Origin of the sequence: Actinoplanes subglobosus (assembly GCF_042650585.1) — a bacterium.
Classification (GTDB): Bacteria; Actinomycetota; Actinomycetes; order Mycobacteriales; family Micromonosporaceae; genus Actinoplanes; species Actinoplanes subglobosus.
The window spans coordinates 573,935-590,543 of record NZ_JBHSBL010000017.1 but is presented as its reverse complement, the minus strand read 5'-3'; the positions used below and the strand labels follow the sequence as shown (position 1 = coordinate 590,543).

The 16,609-nt window shown below is 70.6% G+C and carries 18 protein-coding genes; 7 read left to right on the top strand and 11 right to left on the bottom strand.

Features of this window, described 5'->3' with window-relative positions:
* Positions 1-111: 111 nt before the first annotated feature.
* On the top strand, positions 112-546 hold the full coding sequence (locus tag ACFO0C_RS20705) for a Fur family transcriptional regulator (protein ID WP_378068280.1): 435 nt from the start codon (positions 112-114) through the stop codon (positions 544-546).
* A 166-nt stretch (positions 547-712) separates the two neighbouring features.
* Here the strand turns inward: ACFO0C_RS20705 and ACFO0C_RS20700 are convergent, their stop codons facing one another.
* The 7 genes from ACFO0C_RS20700 to ACFO0C_RS20670 form a co-directional block, all read right to left on the bottom strand.
* Entirely contained in the window at positions 713-1,537 is an 825-nt protein-coding gene (locus tag ACFO0C_RS20700; protein ID WP_378068524.1) for a RecB family exonuclease, read from the bottom strand.
* 95 nt (positions 1,538-1,632) lie between these two features.
* Complete coding sequence (locus tag ACFO0C_RS20695) at positions 1,633-2,250, bottom strand: MarC family protein (protein ID WP_378068279.1); 618 nt, start codon at positions 2,248-2,250, stop codon at positions 1,633-1,635.
* Between the two features lie 82 nt (positions 2,251-2,332).
* Positions 2,333-3,187: a PHP domain-containing protein gene (locus tag ACFO0C_RS20690; RefSeq protein ID WP_378068278.1), complete on the bottom strand. Its 855-nt coding sequence runs from the start codon at positions 3,185-3,187 to the stop codon at positions 2,333-2,335.
* Positions 3,188-3,228: 41 nt separating this feature from the next.
* On the bottom strand, positions 3,229-4,041 hold the full coding sequence (locus ACFO0C_RS20685; protein ID WP_378068277.1) for a PH domain-containing protein: 813 nt from the start codon (positions 4,039-4,041) through the stop codon (positions 3,229-3,231).
* A gap of 9 nt (positions 4,042-4,050) precedes the next feature.
* Positions 4,051-4,209, bottom strand: a complete 159-nt coding sequence (locus tag ACFO0C_RS20680; RefSeq protein ID WP_378068276.1) for a hypothetical protein — start codon at positions 4,207-4,209, stop codon at positions 4,051-4,053.
* Positions 4,210-4,338: 129 nt separating this feature from the next.
* Positions 4,339-5,001 carry a DUF6758 family protein gene (locus tag ACFO0C_RS20675; protein ID WP_378068275.1) on the bottom strand — a complete coding sequence of 221 codons (663 nt, stop codon included), beginning with the start codon at positions 4,999-5,001 and terminating at the stop codon, positions 4,339-4,341.
* 78 nt (positions 5,002-5,079) lie between these two features.
* Entirely contained in the window at positions 5,080-5,712 is a 633-nt protein-coding gene (locus ACFO0C_RS20670; RefSeq protein ID WP_378068274.1) for a TrmH family RNA methyltransferase, read from the bottom strand.
* Between the two features lie 517 nt (positions 5,713-6,229).
* Between ACFO0C_RS20670 and trxA the strand changes: the two genes are divergently transcribed.
* The 4 genes from trxA (at position 6,230) to ACFO0C_RS20650 (ending at position 10,946) form a co-directional block, all read left to right on the top strand.
* Positions 6,230-6,688: a thioredoxin gene (trxA, locus tag ACFO0C_RS20665; RefSeq protein ID WP_378068273.1), complete on the top strand. Its 459-nt coding sequence runs from the start codon at positions 6,230-6,232 to the stop codon at positions 6,686-6,688.
* A gap of 125 nt (positions 6,689-6,813) precedes the next feature.
* Complete coding sequence (locus ACFO0C_RS20660) at positions 6,814-8,739, top strand: intein-containing Rv2578c family radical SAM protein (protein WP_378068272.1); 1,926 nt, start codon at positions 6,814-6,816, stop codon at positions 8,737-8,739.
* A 665-nt stretch (positions 8,740-9,404) separates the two neighbouring features.
* The gene (locus ACFO0C_RS20655; RefSeq protein WP_378068271.1) at positions 9,405-9,812 is read left to right on the top strand and encodes a CoA-binding protein; all 408 of its coding nucleotides are present in this window, start codon (positions 9,405-9,407) and stop codon (positions 9,810-9,812) included.
* A 471-nt stretch (positions 9,813-10,283) separates the two neighbouring features.
* On the top strand, positions 10,284-10,946 hold the full coding sequence (locus ACFO0C_RS20650; RefSeq protein WP_378068270.1) for a DUF4190 domain-containing protein: 663 nt from the start codon (positions 10,284-10,286) through the stop codon (positions 10,944-10,946).
* A 584-nt stretch (positions 10,947-11,530) separates the two neighbouring features.
* Here the strand turns inward: ACFO0C_RS20650 and ACFO0C_RS20645 are convergent.
* From ACFO0C_RS20645 to ACFO0C_RS20635, 3 genes are all read right to left on the bottom strand, one after another.
* A complete protein-coding gene (locus tag ACFO0C_RS20645) occupies positions 11,531-12,469 on the bottom strand; it encodes an SDR family NAD(P)-dependent oxidoreductase (RefSeq protein WP_378068269.1) in 939 nt (312 codons plus the stop codon).
* 92 nt (positions 12,470-12,561) lie between these two features.
* The gene (locus ACFO0C_RS20640; protein ID WP_378068268.1) at positions 12,562-13,182 is read right to left on the bottom strand and encodes a hypothetical protein; all 621 of its coding nucleotides are present in this window, start codon (positions 13,180-13,182) and stop codon (positions 12,562-12,564) included.
* 80 nt (positions 13,183-13,262) lie between these two features.
* Positions 13,263-14,168 (bottom strand): DMT family transporter, encoded by a 906-nt coding sequence (locus ACFO0C_RS20635; protein ID WP_378068267.1) that lies wholly within the window; start codon positions 14,166-14,168, stop codon positions 13,263-13,265.
* A gap of 134 nt (positions 14,169-14,302) precedes the next feature.
* On the opposite strand from ACFO0C_RS20635, the gene ACFO0C_RS20630 reads away from it, so the two are divergent.
* Positions 14,303-15,001 carry an HAD family hydrolase gene (locus tag ACFO0C_RS20630; RefSeq protein WP_378068266.1) on the top strand — a complete coding sequence of 233 codons (699 nt, stop codon included), beginning with the start codon at positions 14,303-14,305 and terminating at the stop codon, positions 14,999-15,001.
* Positions 15,002-15,185: 184 nt separating this feature from the next.
* Entirely contained in the window at positions 15,186-15,680 is a 495-nt protein-coding gene (locus ACFO0C_RS20625; protein ID WP_378068265.1) for a hypothetical protein, read from the top strand.
* Between the two features lie 45 nt (positions 15,681-15,725).
* On the opposite strand, the gene ACFO0C_RS20620 is transcribed toward ACFO0C_RS20625, so the two are convergent.
* Positions 15,726-16,607, bottom strand: a complete 882-nt coding sequence (locus ACFO0C_RS20620) for a PhzF family phenazine biosynthesis protein (protein ID WP_378068264.1) — start codon at positions 16,605-16,607, stop codon at positions 15,726-15,728.
* Positions 16,608-16,609 lie beyond the last annotated feature (2 nt).

Sequence of the window (16,609 nt, the reverse complement as noted above, 5' to 3'; positions counted from 1 at the left end):
CCCGGCCGATGCCCGGAAACCCGGTGGTGAACAGCGGCTACCTGCGGCTGCGGTACGAATGTGATCACCATCCGGGTTGGTGAATCCGGTCGGGCGTGTTGTCATGGACGGATGTCGACCGGTGAGGAACTGCTGCGTGAGCACGGGTTGCGAGTCACCCGGCCGCGCCTGGCCGTCCTCGATGTCCTGACCGGGGGCGGGCACCTGGAGGTCGACGAGATCGCCCACCGGGTGCGGGGTCGTCTCGACTCGGTGTCGACGCAGGCGATCTATGACGTGCTCGGCGCGTTGTCGAGGGCGGGGCTGGCCCGGCGGATCGAGCCGGCCGGCAGTCCCGCACGGTACGAGGCCCGGGCCGGCGACAATCATCATCACATCGTGTGCCGTGGCTGCGGGGCGATCGCCGACGTCGACTGCGCGGTGGGTGAGCGCCCCTGCCTGATGCCGTCCGATCTGCACGGTTTCGAGCTGGACGAGGCCGAGATCACCTTCTGGGGTCTGTGTCCGGCCTGCCGCGCCCGCCGTAGCGCCGACCGCACCTCCTGAACCGGAGCGTGGCGGGCTGGTGTGCCTGCCGGCCTGTTCAGACCGGAGGAGGCCGCACGCTGAACCGATCCCGCCCGAGGACCGATCCCCGGCCGCAGACCGATCACCGGCCGAAAACGAACACCCGGCGCGAAGGCAAAGCGGCGAAGGACCGAAGAACGCGGGCTCAGGCGGTCAGGTGCTCCACCGCCGTCCACGACTCCTTGACCGGCGCCGACGCCCCCGCCGGGCACACCTTGCGGAAATCGCACCACCCGCAGAGCGACCCGGGATTGACCGGGAACTCCGCATCGGGATCGGCACCGCCGGCCACCGCCTTCTCCGCGGCCATGATGTCCTGGGCCGTCTCCTCGGCCCGCCGCACCTGCCGGGCCAGCGACTCCTCGGTGTGCTCGTGCGACACGACCGTCCCGGTGGGCAGATGGTGCAGCTCGACCCGGCGGCATGGTCGCCGGAACATCCGCTCGGCGGCGAACGCGTAGAGCGCCAGCGCCTGGGAGCCGCGCGCGTCGTCGGGTGACGACCCGGACCTGCCGGTCTTGTAGTCGACGATGACCGCTTCCGGCCCGGACGGCCCGACCCTGGTGTCGATCCGGTCGGCCCGCCCGTTGAGCGCGAGGATGCCGGTCTTGGCCGCGACGACACGCTCGACGCCGAGCGGCTCGTCCTCCGGGTCGAGGGTGGCGACGTAGCTCTCCAGCCAGTCCAGCGCCCTCTGGTAGGTGGCCCGCTCCTGGTCGACGTCGCGGTAACCCTCACGCACCCAGGTGGCCTTGAGCAGGGTGGGCAGCGACTCGGTGCCGCGCCGCTCGGCCGGCACCATGTACCAGTCCTTCAGGGCGTTGTGCACGCTGGCACCGAGCGAGTTGTGCGCCCAGGGTGGGCCCTTGGGCGGGCTGGGCCGATCGACATACGAATACCGATACCGCCGTGGGCAGTCGGCGTAGGCCCCGAGCTTGCTCGGTGTGCAGACGAACAGTTTCTCGGGCATGCCGGCGAAACCGAGCTGCTCGGGGACGACAGGCTTGGTGGCACGTCGAGTGGGGGGCACGTTCCCATCCTGCCAGCACCCCCCGACACCTTCCGTCAGGGCAGAGCGGCGTACGACTTCACGAAAGCGTTGATCGCGTCGGCGATGAGCTGGACCGCGATGGCCGCCAGCAGCAGGCCCGCGATCCGGGTGAGCACCTCGATGCCGGCCGGCCGGAGCAGCCGCACGATGACACCGGAGAACCGCAGCACGAGCCACACGCAGGCCATCACGGCCAGGATCGCGGCCGCCAGGACCAGGTATTCGTCGGCGCTCTCGGCACGCTGCACGTACAGCATGGTGGCGACGATCGCGCCCGGCCCGGCCAGCAGCGGAGTGCCGATCGGGACGAGGGCGACATTGCTGGTGCCACCCTGTTCGGCGGGCTCGTCGGTCTTGCCGGTGAGCAGCTGCAACGCCACCAGGACGAGCAGCAGACCGCCGGCCGCCTGGAGAGCGGGGAGCTGGACGTGCAGGTAGTCGAGCAGGGTCTGCCCGGCGACGGCGAACCCGACGATGACGCCGAGGGCGAGCAGCACGGCCTGGGTGGCGGCCCTGTTCCGCGCCTTCGCCGGCATGGATCCGGTGAGGCCGAGGAAGACCGGGACCATGCCGGGCGGGTCGACGATCACCAGAAGCGTCACGAAGAACTCGCCGAACAGCTTGACATTCACCCGTGCAGGCTATGGGCCGTCCCTCTCCGGCGCAGTCGGGTGCGGCGAGCGTCACCCCGGCCGGGAACGGAGCCCCACGAACTCACCCCAGGACCGGTGCTCCGGCCGCGGCGGCGACGATCTTCTCGTACATCTCGGGGTCGGTCCGGAATGCGCCGAGCTGGACGGTCTTGTGCGTACCGTGGAAATCGGACGATCCGGTGACCGCGAGCCCGAGCCGCTCCGCCAACGCCCTGACCTGGGCCCGCTCGGCGGGTGAATGGTCCTCGTGGTCGGCCTCCAGGCCGAAGAGGCCGGCCTCGGCCAGGGCGACGATCAGCTCGTCGGGCACCACCCGGCCGCGTTTGGTCGCCCGCGGATGGGCGAAGACCGCGACGCCACCGGCCTCCCGCACCGCACGGACCGCATCAAAAACATCAAGATCCGACTTTGGTACGAAGTAACGGGCCCCCAACCACGCGGACTCGAAGGCCTCGTTAGTGGTTGCGACCAGGCCGGCCCGGATCAGTGCCTGTGCGATGTGCGGCCGCCCCACCGAGCCACCGGCCGCATATCCCCGCACCTCGTCCCAGGTGATCGGCACGCCGTCGGCCCGCAGCTTGTCGACGATCCGCTCGCCGCGCTGCTCCCGGTCGAGACGCAATCTGGCCAGCTCGGCCGCGAGCACCGGCTCGGCCGGGTCGAACAGGTAGGCCAGCAGGTGCAGCGGGATGCCCGGCTCGGCACCGTGCCAGCGACAGGACAGCTCAGCGCCACGGACCAGCGCGAGGCCGTCGGGCCGGGCCGCCGCGGCCTCGGCCCAGCCGCCGGTGGTGTCGTGGTCGGTGATCGCCATGACGTCCAGCCCGGCGGCCGCCCCGGCACGGACCAGGTCGGCCGGGGTGAGCGTGCCGTCGCTGGCGGTCGAGTGACAGTGCAGGTCGATTCCGGTCATCACCGTCACGCTACCGCTGGGCGCCGCACCGGGCGGCGCCCAGGTCAGGCGTCGTCTCCCTCGTCGTCCTTGCCGAGCCGGGCCTCGACGGCCTGCGGCTCGTACATCTCCTCGACCACGCGCAGATACAGCTCGTTGGGGTTGGGCAGGTGCTTGACCTCGCGCAACGCCTGATCCTGGCCGGCCGACTCGAGGACGAAGGTGCCGTAGCTGAGCATGCGGCCGAGGGCGGACTGCTCGTATTTCATGTCGGTCACCCGCAGGAGGGGCATCATCGCCACCTTGCGGGTGATGATCCCGTTGACCACCATCACCCGCTTGTTGGTCAGGATGAACCGGTCGAAATACCAGTCGAAGACCTCCCAGGCCACCCAGCTGATCACGCCGAGCCAGATCAGCACGGCGACGGTGACGAGACCGTTGATGTTCTGCTTGGTCAGGAAGCCGGCGAGATAGCCGAGGAGGAGCGTCGCGGCGGCACCGATGCCGATCGGCTTGGCCAGGTGGATCCAGTGCCGTTTCCACTCACCGCGATAGCGCTCGGTGGGGAACAGGTATCGGGCGACGAGCGTGGTCGGCTCGTCCTCCAGCGGGAGGAAACGGCGCGGGCCGCCGCCACGGTCGAGTCCTTCGAGCTCCTCAGCGGTGAAGCTGGGCGCCTCATACTCGTCCGTCTCGCCGAAGCGGTCGTCAGGCGAGTGCCGACGACGACCGTACGCCGGGTCGTCCTCATAGGCCTCGTCGTCCGGGTAATCAGGATCGCCGTCGAGCAACGGGTCACGCCACCCGAAACTGTCGTCGTCCTGAGGGCGACGAGCGCCCTCACCTCGCGGGTCGCGCGGCTCACCAGGATCCATGTAGAGATGCTATGCGACGAGGTCGGTGAAGAAAGTGCCGAAGCCCTCGGCGATGTCGGCGATCGTGCCTCCGAGTGACTCGAACACCGCCGCGGCCGAGCTCGGGTTGAAGGCGATGAAGAAGATCAAGAATGCAATACCAAGCCAGGTGAGGACCTTCTTGACCATGGGGGCCTTCTCCTCCGGTGCGGGTTACGTTCAGCTCCGCGGCAACACTGACGGTATCAGCTTCGTCGCTTCGTGTGAACAAAGTGGCCAGAAAGTCGATTGCCATAGCGGCAGGTCACGCCTAGGAGATCAGGCACGACCGTGCAGATAGGGCGACGGCGCTCCGAACACGAGCTCGGACGGCACGCCCTCGGAGAGGTCGTGCAGGACGACATGCTCCGCGAGAAGATAGCCCGCGCTCGCGGGCCACGCTACCGCATAGAGCCACATTCCTTTTGCCTCACTCACGTACGCGCTGCGATCCTCGGGTGACTTGACACACCACAGTGGAGTGGGGTGCCCCGCCGCCCTGATCTTCGCATGTGGACCAGCATGGGAACCGGGATCGGCGAGCGCCTCGGAGAGCAGGTGCCCAGGGTCGATCCCGGGGATGCCGGCGAACCGCGTGCCGAGTCCGACGCCGGGTTGCTCGGCGATCAGGACCAGATCCGCCGGCCCACCGCCGAGCGGCTCAGGGCCGCTGCACGCGAGGACCGTGGCACGGACCCCGAACCGGTCGTCACCCGACCAGCCCGCCCCGGTGACCATCCACCCGGACGGCAGCGGCCAGGGACACCAGAGCGGTATCCGCTCCGCACTCGACGCCGACTCCCGTAGCACCGTTCCGACTATCTCCGCGCTGATGTGCTCGGCGACGTGGAACGGCGGAACGTCGCCACAGTTGTCGCACCGCCAGCTGCTGTGCATCAGATCCGGCTTGCGGACCTGCGCAGCACACCTAGGGCAACTCACCGTGACACCCACACTCCATACCGTGGTGGTCGGGCGGCGCGCCGTCAAGCGAATCGGCCGAAGACGGGCCGATCCAGGTCAGTCCGGAGGCGCTCCGGCGTGCGCCCGGATCCACGCGTGCATGGCGATCCCGCTGGCCACCCCGGCGTTGATCGAGCGGGTGGATCCGTACTGGGCGATCGAGAACAGCTCGGCACAGGCACGCCGCGCCGGCTCGGAGAGGCCGGGGCCCTCCTGGCCGAAGAGCAGCACGCACCGGCGCGGCAGCGTCGTCGTCTCCATCGGGCGCGAGCCCGGAAGGTTGTCGATCCCGATGATCGGAAGCTTCCCGGCGGCCGCCCAGGCCACGAACTCCTCGATCGTCGGGTGGTGGCGCACGTGCTGGTACCGGTCGGTGACCATGGCGCCGCGACGGTTCCAGCGGCGCTGCCCGACGATGTGCACCTCGGCGGCGAGGAAGGCGTTGGCGTTGCGCACCACGGTGCCGATGTTGAAGTCGTGCTGCCAGTTCTCGATCGCGACGTGGAACCCGTGCCGGCGGGTGTCGAGGTCGGCCACCACGGCCTCTCGGCTCCAGTAGCGGTACCGGTCCACCACGTTGCGCCGGTCGCCGTTCTCCAGCAACTCGGGATCCCAGTGGTCGCCGGCCGGCCGCTCGCCCGCCCACGGGCCCACGCCGACCTCGGTGGATTGGTCCTCGCCCGCGGTCATGGGGCGTTAGGCTACCGATTCGGCCACGGGCCGCCGACAGGTGATCAAGCGCCGTGACGAGAGTCCGCGGAAATCCGCATAGACGAGAAAGAATGCCGGACTAATCGGCAGGAGACGCAATGAGCGGCGGGGCCCTCCCCGGCACCCGCCGCCCACGCTCTGTTGGGAAAGAGTTTGCCTCACCGTCCGTATCCATGTGAAGGACTTTCGTTTGTGAGGCAGCTCACATTTAGGTTAGTTAACTATTTCGCTCCACACGCGGGATCGCTCCCACTGTCGTCGCACAGCCTGGGCAAATCACCTAGATCACTCGATCCGGCAGCGAAACGCCACCTCGATCGTGTCAGCAACCAGACACCAAGCGCCTACTTTCAGTTACCATGAGGCGCCCGTGTCGTTTGTGGGTATGAAACCCGGAAGGTGCTGCACGCCACGTGTCGCGGCGCCGAGTACGGGAATGACTAACGGGTACCCGGAGTTTCACCCGACGAAAGCGATTCCCGCAGACGGAGGCATCATGGCGACGGTTACGCTGACCACAGCTAACTTCGACGAGGTCACCAACAAGGACGGCATCGTCCTGGTTGACTTCTGGGCCAGCTGGTGCGGGCCCTGCGTCCGCTTCGCGCCGACCTACGAGCGCTCCTCGGAGAAGCACCCGGAGATCACCTTCGGAAAGGTCGACACCGAGGCCGAGCAGATGCTCGCGGCCAAGTTCGACATCCGCTCGATCCCCACGATCATGGCGATCCGCGACGGCGTCGTGGTCTTCGCCCAGCCCGGCGCGCTTCCCGAGTCGTCCCTGGAGAGCCTGATCGAGAAGGTTCAGGAGCTCGACATGGACGAGGTGCGCGAGCAGATGGCGGCACACCGCAAGGGCGCGCACGGCGAGACCGCCGAGAAGCCCCAGGCGGAGAAGGCCGCAGAGCCCGCCGAGGAGCCGGCCAAGGAAGAGGCCACGGCAGCCCGCAGCTGACCCCGAACTGAACCCGGAGGCCCGCGGATCACCCGATCCGCGGGCCTCCGGCGTACGCTCCGTTGTGTACACCTGTTCGAGGAAGGTCATGGACACGACCTAGAACGTGTGTTCGAATATCCGCCATGCGATGGTCCCATCTGTCGGCCCGGCCCGGTGACGCCACGCTCCTGGACAGGGCGGCGCCGGCGGCTCCACCCCTGCCGCTGGCGCTGCCCGGCGCGACCGTCCGCACCTTCGACACTCCGGGGTTCGCGGGCATGACCTTCTACGAGGTCCGGGCGAAATCCCTGATCAACCGGGTGCCAGGCGGGTCACGGGTGCCGTTCGAGTGGACCGTCAACCCCTATCGCGGGTGCTCCCACGCCTGCACCTACTGCCTGGCCGGTGACACGCCGATCCTGCTCGCCGACGGTTCCACACGGCCACTGGCGCAGATCCGCCCCGGCGACGCGGTGATGGGCACCATGGGCGCCGGGGCGCACCGCCGTTACGTGCCGACCACGGTGCTCGACCACTGGCAGACGACCAAACCGGCGTTCCGGGTCACCCTGGCCGACGGCACGCGGCTGGTCGGCAGCGGAGACCACCGGTTCCTCACCGACCGGGGCTGGCGGCACATCAGCCCGGCCGAGCCGCACCAGCCGGCCCTGGCCGTCGGCGATCTGATGTTCGGGGTGGGCCGGTTCGCCGATCCGCCCAAGGAGTCGCCCGACTATCAGGCCGGGTTCGTCTGCGGCCTGGTCCGGGGTGACGCCGCCGACGGTGGCACGGCTGTCGAGAGCGACGCCTGGGTGCGGGCCGACGGCTATCTCGACGACGTCTCCCTGACCGAGGCGGTGCGCTGGCCCGAGCTGCCGAGCGCTGACTGGTTCCGGGGCTTCCTGGCCGGCGCCTTCGGCGCGGTCGGCCGCACCGACCGGCTGGCCGTGACCTTCGAGTGCGGCGACGCGCCGTACCTGCGGCGGGTGGCGCAGGCGCTGATCCATCTTGGCCTGGTCGCCCGAGGCCCCGGAGTGATCCGGCCCGGCGGGACCGGCCGGGTCGAGACCGAGCGGCACCTCGAGGCGGCACTGCGCTTCCGGCATCTGACCGGCGCGTCGATGGAGCCGCTCGACGCGTCCGGGGTGGGGGTGCGCCGGGAGCGCCGACTCGCCGTGGCCGACATCGAGGACCTCGGGCTCACCCTGCCGCTGTTCGACATCTCCACCGGCACCGGCGACTTCATCGCCGACGGGGTGGTCAGTCACAACTGCTTCGCCCGCAACACCCACACCTACCTCGACCTCGACGCCGGTCACGACTTCGACACCCGGGTGGTGGTGAAGGTCAACGCGGGCGAGCTGATCCGTCAGGAGCTGGGCAGTCCCCGCTGGTCCGGTGCGCCGATCGCGATGGGCACCAATGTCGACGTCTACCAGCGGGCCGAGGGGCGCTACCGGTTGATGCCGGAGATCCTGGCGGCACTGCGCGACCACGCCAACCCGTTCTCGATCCTCACCAAGGGCACGCTGATCCTGCGCGACCTCGACCTGCTCCGACAGGCCGCCGAGGTGACCAGGGTCGGATTGTCGCTATCGGTCGGCTTCGTGGACGAGGCTGTCTGGCGATCGGTCGAGCCGGGCACTCCCAGCCCGCGCCGCCGGTTGGAGGCGGTCCGCAAACTCACCGACGCCGGCTTCCGGGTCGGCGTGCTGATGGCGCCCATCCTGCCGGGCCTGACAGACACCGAGGAGTCGATCGACGCGACCGTGGCGGGGATCGCGGCAGCCGGAGCCACCGGTGTCACACCCCTCCCGCTGCACCTGCGCCCCGGCGCCCGGGAGTGGTATGCATCGTGGATCGGGCGGGAGCATCCACAGCTGCTGCCGCGCTACCGGGAGCTGTTCGGCAACGGTTCATACCTGCCACGGGCCTACCAGGACGAGATCGGCGCCCGGGTGCGGATGGCGGCACGTCGGCACGGCCTGCACAACCCGTCCCCGGTCACCGCACGCCAGGTGGCGTCCGACCCGGCCCCGGCCGTCTCCGACCAGCTGACCCTGCTTTGACGGACGACTCGGGGGCACGAGGGCGGAGCCGAACACCGCAAGACATGCCGGCTCCGCCGACCGCCGGCATTCAACCCAACCGCCACCGACCGGCGTCGCGCGGCAGGGTCGGTCCATCGACCCGCGGCACCCGACCCACGACGCCGGCGACCGGCGTCGCACGGCAGTGCAAGGGCAGGGCAGGTCTGTCGACCAGCGGCACCCGTCCCGACCACCGGCGCCCGAGCCGACCACCGGCAACCGGCGTCGAGGCAGAGCCGGTCCATCGACCCGCGACACTTGGCCCGATCGGCGGTCCCCGGCCCAGCCTGGGGCCGCCGACGTCGCACGGCGCAGCTTCATCGACCAGCGGCACCCGTCCCGACCGCCGGCACCCGAGCCGACCACCGGCAACCGGCGTCGAGGCAAAGCCGGTCCATCGACCAGCGACACCCCATCTGACCAGCGACACCCGACCCGACCAGCGACACCCATCCGGCCGGGGCAGCTGGCGTCGCGCGGCAGGGTCGGTCCATCGACCCGCGGCACCCGACCCACGACGCCGGCGACCATCACCGCGCGTGGCATGGTGGGGGTCGTTGACCGTGGTGCTGGGCCGGTTCCTGTGAGGAGCGCCGCTCGGCTGGGCCTCCGGTGGGCGGTGGTGATCGGCATAGAGTTGATGTATGCGGAGTGCCCAGCAGATCCTGGCCGAGGCGAAGGTCATCGCGGTGGTCGGAGCGTCTCGGGATCCATACAAGCCGTCGCACACCGTGCCGTTGCAGATGATTCGGCACGGGTGGCGGATTCTGCCGGTCAATCCGTTCGTCGACGAGGTCTTCGGGATTCGGGCGGTGCCCACTCTGGCTGATCTTGACGAGCCGGTCGATCTGGTGGACATCTTCCGGCCGGCGCGTGACGCTGTGGATGTGGTGCGGCAGGCGGTCGCGATCAAGGCGCCCGCAGTGTGGTTGCAGAGCGGCATCGTCTCGGCCGAGGCGCGCCGGATCGCTCAGGAGGCAGGAATCGACTATGTCGAGGACCGCTGCCTCGCCGTCGAGCGTGCGGTGGGCCGCCTGACCCGGCTCCCTTGAGTCCGACCCGCCGAGACTGACCCGCTACATAAGCAACCCCCGCTACGCAAGCAACCCCCGCTACGCAAGCGACCCCGCTACGCAAGCGACCGGCTACGTAAGCGACCCGCCTCATAAGCGACCCGCCGCCCTGATTCACCCGCCGCCCTGGCTCACCCGCCGCTGTGTGATCACCCGCCGCGCTGTCGCTGACCGTCGGTCGGCTCTGACACCCGCCAGCGGCCCCTGGCTCTGAGCGGCGGCGCGGATGCTGATCGGGCACCCGCCCGGTAGCTCTCCCGGCCGTACGGACCGAGGCTGAGCCGACCTGCACCGAGGCTGAGCCGACCGGATCAGGACCGGAGTGGCCGGTCTGGGACTCCTCAGACTCACCTGGATCCGCTGGGGGCCGAAATTGCAGGTGACACGCGCTCGTAGGCTGTCTGCGTCTTCGCCCCGCTGTACGGTGCGAGGACTCGAGGAGGACGTTCCATGACATATCCCCCGGCCGGCGGCACACCGGATCCGTATCAGCCGCCGGACCCGAACCGGCCGTCGGATCCCTACCAGCCTTCGGATCCTTATCAGCCGTCACAACCGCCGCCAGTCGACCCGACGCTGCCGTATCCGCCGCCCTACACGCCGGCGAGTCCGGAGCCGTCCAGTGGAGCGGGCTACACGCCACCGGCCCCGGGTTATACGCCGCCCGGAGCGGGCTACCCGCCGTCGTCCGGAGCGGGCTACCCGCCGTCGTCTGGTGCGGGTTACACGCCGTCGCCCCCGCCCTATGGGGCTCCGGGCTACGGCCCGCCGCCGGGATACCCGCCGCCGCCGGACAAGTCGCCGTTCGGGACTCCCGGGTACGGGGCGCCGTACTCGCCCTACGGGGCACCGCAGAACACCAACGCGCTGGCCATCGCGTCCCTGGTGTGCTCGATCGCGGGCGTTCTGACCTGCATCAGCGCGCCGGTCGGCATCGTGCTGGGCCACCTGGCCAAGAAGCAGATCCGGGAGACCCGCGAGGCCGGTGAAGGGCTCGCCACGGCCGGTCTGTGGGTCGGCTATCTGCTGACCATCATCGGCCTGGCGTTCGGCGTCGTCTGGGTCATCGCGGTCGTCTTCGCCATCAACAACAGCGGAACCACCAGCGGCTGAGCACAACGCGGAAAGGCCGGCTGAGCACGACTTGGGAAGGCCAGCTGAGCGCGACGCGGGAAGGCCAGCCGAGCACAACGCGGAAAGGCCAGCTGAGCACGACGCGGGAAGGCCAGCCGAGCACAACGCGGAAAGGCCAGCCGAGCACAACGCGGAAAGGCCAGCCGAGCGCGACGCGGAAAGGCCAGCCGAGCGCGACGTGGAAAGGCCAGCTGAGCGCGACGTGGGAAGGCCGGTCCGACCTCGACACCGGAGGGCCGGCCGGGCGTGAAGCCGAGGCGCCCGGCTGCGCGGGAACGCCACGGCGCCGGACAGGATACGAACGCCCGAGGACCGAGCTGACTGGGACGGCCACGGCACCGGAGCAGGCACGACGCCAGAGCAGGCTGAGCGGGACCGCCGCGGCACTGGGACCGCCACGGTGCCGGAGCAGGCACGACGCCAGCCTAGGCACGGTGCCGGAGCAGGCACGACGCCAGCCTAGGCACGGTGCCGGAGCAGGCACGACGCCAGCCTAGGCACGGTGCCGCAGCAGGCTGAGCGGGATGTCAGGGGACCGGACGGGCCGGTCCCCTGAGCGCCGGTCAGCGGAACTGGGCCTCGCGGACGCTGTTGCCGCCGTCGACGACCAGCATCTGGCCGGTGATGTACGACGCGGCCGGCGAACACAGGAACGCGACGGCCGCGGCCACCTCGTCGGGGGTGCCGGGGCGGCCGATCGGCGTACCGAGGCCCTGCTTGATCTCGGTCACCGTGGAGGCGGCCGTGTAGATCGTCCCAGGGGCCACGCAGTTGACGTTGATGCCGTCGGCGACCAGCTCCATCGCGAGCGCGCGAGTGAGACCCACCACGCCGGCCTTCGCCGCCGCGTAGGCCGCCTCGGTGGGCAGCGCGTTCACCGGACCGGCGGTGGCGGCGAGGTTCACGATCCGGCCCCAGCCCTGCTCCGACATGCTGCCGCAGAACGCGCGGCTGCACAGGAACGCGGTGCTGAGGTTGCGGTCGATCTCCGCCTTCCACTCGTCGTAGGTGAGCTGGGCGACCGGGCGGAGCACCTCGGGACTGGCCCGGCTCGCCAGGCCGGCGTTGTTGACCAGCACCTCCACGTCGCCGAGCTGGTCGGAGATGGCGTCGGCGAGGGCGCCGACCTCCGACTCGTCGGTGAGGTCGGCCACGAAGCCGGTCACACCGAGCTCGGTGGCGCGGTCGTGGATGCGGCGGGTGGTGGACACGATCGCCACCCGGGCGCCGAGATCACGCAGGCGGCGGGCCGTGGCATACCCGATACCGTCGGGGCTGCCGGCGCCGGTGACCAGCGCGACCTTACCGTCGAGACGGAGCGTTACGGGCGCGTCGCCGGACACTTCGACCAGCTCGGCCTCGACCAGGTCCTGCATGTCGGAGCCGGACGGGCGATCCGTGTCGGCGCCGGGCGTGCCGGAGCGAGGTGGTCGGCCGGCGGCGGGGCGTGTGGTGTCGCGCCGGGACGGGCTGCCCCCGGTGGAACGGGCGTCGAAGACCATGCGGCGATCCTGCCTGCTCCGGCAAGCCGGGGCAAACATCGCGTCACTGTGGCGTTCCCGACGACCGCCATCCGACACGGCAAAAGCCGCGGTCAGGGGCCGGTGCTCAACGGTCGGACCGGCTCCTCCTCGACCAGCACCAACGGGGCGCCGTCACCGTATCGGGACCGGAATCCGCGGCGGGTCGCCTCCAGATCGCGGGTGCCGATCTCGACTCCGGCCCCGTCGTGCCGGCTGCCGACCGAGGTGATCCGGATGCCCTGGGCCGACCAGTAGGGCAGGTCGGCCACCACCCGGTCGTGCCACTCGGTGAGCTCCGCCACGGCGTGGGCCGCGTCACGGACCACGACGCAGTTGTCCTCCGCGCTGTACCGGATGAAGTCGTCGAACGCCTCCGAGGGAACCCGGTACACGACAGCCCGTACCCTCCCCTGATCGACCTCGAGGCCCGCGAAGCTGTCGGCGAACCGCTCACGCCCGCCCCGGTCGATCTTCTCCATCGCGGCGGCGAGCCGCGGCGGCGTCGCCGGGAGCCGCCGGGAACCCACCGTCGTGAAATGGGGTGCACGGCTGAACTCGCAGCCCGCGGTCCGCCAGCCGCCGGTCGGAGCGGACGGCTGCGACGGATCGGCGCCGTCCTCGGAGCCGCAGCCGGGAGCCGTCATGACGAGCGTCCCGGCGAGGAGCAGCCGGACCACTCGTTCGCGATGCATGGCATCCCCCTTCAATACCCGCCCGGGACAACGAGCGGCAACTGTCGACGTTCCGCCATCGACGGGGAGGATCCGTTACATCACCGGCGAATTAGCTTGAAAGAGGCTTGGCCGAGAATGAACACCGCGACACCCGCGACCAGCAGGAACAGGCCGGGCAGCGACTCGGCCCGCGGCGTCTGGCCCAGCCACCACCAGGCGAGGAACGCGGCACCCGGCACCTCCAGCAGGATCAGCATGCTGATCGTCGTCGCCGAGGTGCGCTCGAGCGCATAGTTGAACATCGAGTGCCCGAGCAGTTGTGCTCCGGCGACCAGGGCCAGGATCGCCGCCCAGGTCCGCCCGTCGTAGCCGGCCAGGTCCACGCCGAAGGCCAGGCAGACCGCAAGCAGCAGGACCGCGCAGGTGCCGTAGCAGATCCAGGTGTACGTGGTGGTGCTCAGCTCGGTGCGGGCCCGCTCGCCCAGCGCCGTGTACACCGCCGCGGCGAGTGCCCCGAGCAGCGCCAGCACGTCGGCGAACACCGCCTGCGACGACACCCCGAGGTCCGCGCCGGTCGCCCACGCCGCGCCCGCCACGGCCAGCCCGATACCCATCCACCCGGCCGTCGACGGGCGTCGCCCCTGCGCGGCCGCGATCAGGCCCTGCCACACCGGCTGGGTCGCGACCAGCGCGGTCGCGGTGGCCACCGAACCGAGCTGGACGCTCGGCATCCACGTCGCGAAGTGTGCGGCCAGCGCCACACCGGCAAGCACGCAGAACATCCCGGCCGGGCCGCGGACCGCCCGGGACGCCTCGGCCCGTCGGGGGCCCAGCGCGATCGGGGTCAGCACGAGACTCGCGAGGCTGTTGCGCCAGAAGGCGATCGCCAGGGCCGGGGCGGCCGCGAACGCGATGAGCGGCGCGGACGAGGAGACCGCCAGCACCGCGACGGTCAGCGCGGCCGCCGTCGGCACGGCCACTTGAGCCGATGAGCGCACATTCATCCCCGGCCATCGCTTCTTGCGCGGCCGACCAGTGCACTTGGTAACTGTCTATTGGCTGACAGTGATGGACTCGCTACAGTCACCGACGGCTTACCGCCCGTTTCCATCCCTCGATGTCCTGGAGGACGATTTACATGCCCGCGTACCGTGCGGTCGTGTTTGACTTTTTCGGCACTTTGACCCGGTCTGTCCAGCGTGGCCCCCAGCACGCGGCGATCGCGAGGTCTCTCGGTGCCGATCCCGAGGCCGTCACCGGCGTCCTCGACCGCACTTTCCGCGCCCGCGCGTGCGGCCGTTACGGCTCCGCCGAGGCCACGCTGCGCTGGGTCATCGAACAGGCCGGTGGCCGGCCACGCCCCGGAGCCATCCGCGCCGCCATGCCGGCCCGGGTCGACGCGCTCCGCGCCGACACGCAGCTGCGACCGGAAGCGATCAGTGCGCTGACCGCCATCCGGAGTCGTGGCGTGCGCACCGCGGTCGTCAGTGACTGCACCCACGAACTCCCCGCCTTCCTGCCCGGTCTCCCGGTGGCTCCCCTGCTCGACGCTCAGATCTACTCGGTCGAGCTGGGTGTCTGCAAACCGGATCCGGAGATCTACCTGGCCGCGTGTCATCGGCTCGGTGTCGATCCGGAGGACTGCCTCTACGTCGGCGACGGCGGCAGCCACGAACTCACCGGCGCCGCCGCCGTCGGCATGACCCCGGTCCGGCTGGCCGCTCCTGATCTCGCCAACCACCTGGTCTTCGACGCCGACACCAACTTCGCCGGGCGGACGGTGCGTTCCCTCACCGAGGTCCTGGCCCTCCTGGACCCGGTCCCGGCACTTCTCTGATCCGGTACGGCCACGGGCCGGCCGACCGCAGTCCACGGAGTGCCGGGGCCACCCCGCGAGGTGGCTGCCCGGTCCCGGCGCCCGGCGCGGCCGCCGGGCTGGTTGCGTGGTCACCGGGATCCGCCCGGCCCGCGCGCGTCCGGACAGCACCGAGTCACGGCCGGACGCGTGGGAGGATGGCTCGGTGAGTTCTGGAGTGCTGGATGAGGCGATCAAGAAGGCGGCCATCGCCTGGATCTCCGTCGGGGACGGGCCGGCCTGGGCACTCTGGTGCATGCCGGCGGAGGCGTCACTGGTCGTCGTGAGCGGGCCGGGTGAGCAGTTCGCTCCCGGGCTGGCCGAGGCGCAGCGGGCCGTCGTCCGGCTCCGCGGTGATCACGGCGGGCTGATCGTGCAGTCCGAAGCGGTGGTCTCCCGGCTGGTCCCGGGTTCCGAGGAGTGGACCGAGATCGCGCCACAGCTCGCCGGCAAACGTCTCAATGCCAGCGGTTCGGCCGAGGACCTGGTCGCCCGCTGGGTGGCCGACGATTGCGCCCTGGTCCGGCTCACCCCGGTGACCGAGTCCGCGGTGGGTGCCGCAGACCTGCCGTCCGGGTCGCACGCATCGCCTCCCCGCGACACGCCCGCCCGGGTCGAGACCCGCCGCCCGTTCCGCCTCCATCGGGTCACCAAGCGCTGACCGCCTTGCCCGGCCGGTCGTCACCGTGGACGGGGGCCGGCGGGATCAGCCGATGAATGGCGGGACGGCGATCCGGCCGGTGGCGACCGGGTGGACGTGGCCGGTCACGGTGGTCGAGACGGCCGCGCCCCCGGCGGCGGTGACCGTGCACTCCAGACGGGACGGGCGTTTCATCTCGACACCCTGGTGGATCCGGTAGGTGGCGAGGCCGTCGGGCGGGAGCCAGCCGGCGGCGACCAGCCAGACGCCGAGAGCCAGGGCGGCCGAACCGGTGGCCGGGTCCTCGTCCACGGTCCACGTGGAGGAGAAGACGCGGGCGTGCGCCTCGGTACCCGACCAGGCGAACACGCTCAGGTCGGCACAGCCGGCCTCCTCGGCGGCCCGCGGGTCGACCCGGACGCGGGCGAGCGCCTCCCGCCGTACCGGAAGGAAGACCCAATCGAGACCACAGCCTGCCGTGCGTGGGGCAGCCACCCCGGGGAAATCGCCGGCGAAATCGGCGGCCGTGAGGCCGGCCGCGGCCAGCAGGGGCGCCGGGTCGAGGGGATCGCCGAGGGTGGGCGACGCGCCGGTGAGGGTGGCCGAACCCCCGGCGGTCACGGTGATCGGCAGCAGGCCGGCGCCGCACTCCTGGACCACCTCACCGGCGTCGAGCAGACCGTGCCGCATCGCGGTGACCGCCGAGCCGACGCTGGGATGACCGGCGAACGGCAGCTCGGCCGTCGGCGTGAAGATCCGGACCCGGTGGGTGGCCCCGGCCGTCACCGCCGGGAGCAGGAAGACCGTCTCCGAAAGGTTGAACTCGCGGGCCAGCGCCTGCATCTGATCGGTGGCCAGATCGTCCGCCCCGAACACCACAGCCAGCGGATTGCCTGCGAACGGCCGATCCGTGAACACGTCGACGATCTCGTACGCCACGGTGGACATGT

Coding starts and splice junctions, on each gene's coding strand:
- ACFO0C_RS20620 (WP_378068264.1), bottom strand. CDS start 16,607: ATGTCCACCGTGGCGTACGAGATCGTCGACGTGTTCACGGATCGGCCG.
- ACFO0C_RS20635 (WP_378068267.1), bottom strand. CDS start 14,168: ATGAATGTGCGCTCATCGGCTCAAGTGGCCGTGCCGACGGCGGCCGCG.
- ACFO0C_RS20685 (WP_378068277.1), bottom strand. CDS start 4,041: ATGGATCCTGGTGAGCCGCGCGACCCGCGAGGTGAGGGCGCTCGTCGC.
- ACFO0C_RS20705 (WP_378068280.1), top strand. CDS start 112: ATGTCGACCGGTGAGGAACTGCTGCGTGAGCACGGGTTGCGAGTCACC.
- ACFO0C_RS20645 (WP_378068269.1), bottom strand. CDS start 12,469: ATGGTCTTCGACGCCCGTTCCACCGGGGGCAGCCCGTCCCGGCGCGAC.
- ACFO0C_RS20650 (WP_378068270.1), top strand. CDS start 10,284: ATGACATATCCCCCGGCCGGCGGCACACCGGATCCGTATCAGCCGCCG.
- ACFO0C_RS20660 (WP_378068272.1), top strand. CDS start 6,814: ATGCGATGGTCCCATCTGTCGGCCCGGCCCGGTGACGCCACGCTCCTG.
- ACFO0C_RS20640 (WP_378068268.1), bottom strand. CDS start 13,182: ATGCATCGCGAACGAGTGGTCCGGCTGCTCCTCGCCGGGACGCTCGTC.
- ACFO0C_RS20630 (WP_378068266.1), top strand. CDS start 14,303: ATGCCCGCGTACCGTGCGGTCGTGTTTGACTTTTTCGGCACTTTGACC.
- ACFO0C_RS20700 (WP_378068524.1), bottom strand. CDS start 1,537: ATGCCCGAGAAACTGTTCGTCTGCACACCGAGCAAGCTCGGGGCCTAC.
- ACFO0C_RS20655 (WP_378068271.1), top strand. CDS start 9,405: ATGCGGAGTGCCCAGCAGATCCTGGCCGAGGCGAAGGTCATCGCGGTG.
- trxA (WP_378068273.1), top strand. CDS start 6,230: ATGGCGACGGTTACGCTGACCACAGCTAACTTCGACGAGGTCACCAAC.
- ACFO0C_RS20680 (WP_378068276.1), bottom strand. CDS start 4,209: ATGGTCAAGAAGGTCCTCACCTGGCTTGGTATTGCATTCTTGATCTTC.
- ACFO0C_RS20670 (WP_378068274.1), bottom strand. CDS start 5,712: ATGACCGCGGGCGAGGACCAATCCACCGAGGTCGGCGTGGGCCCGTGG.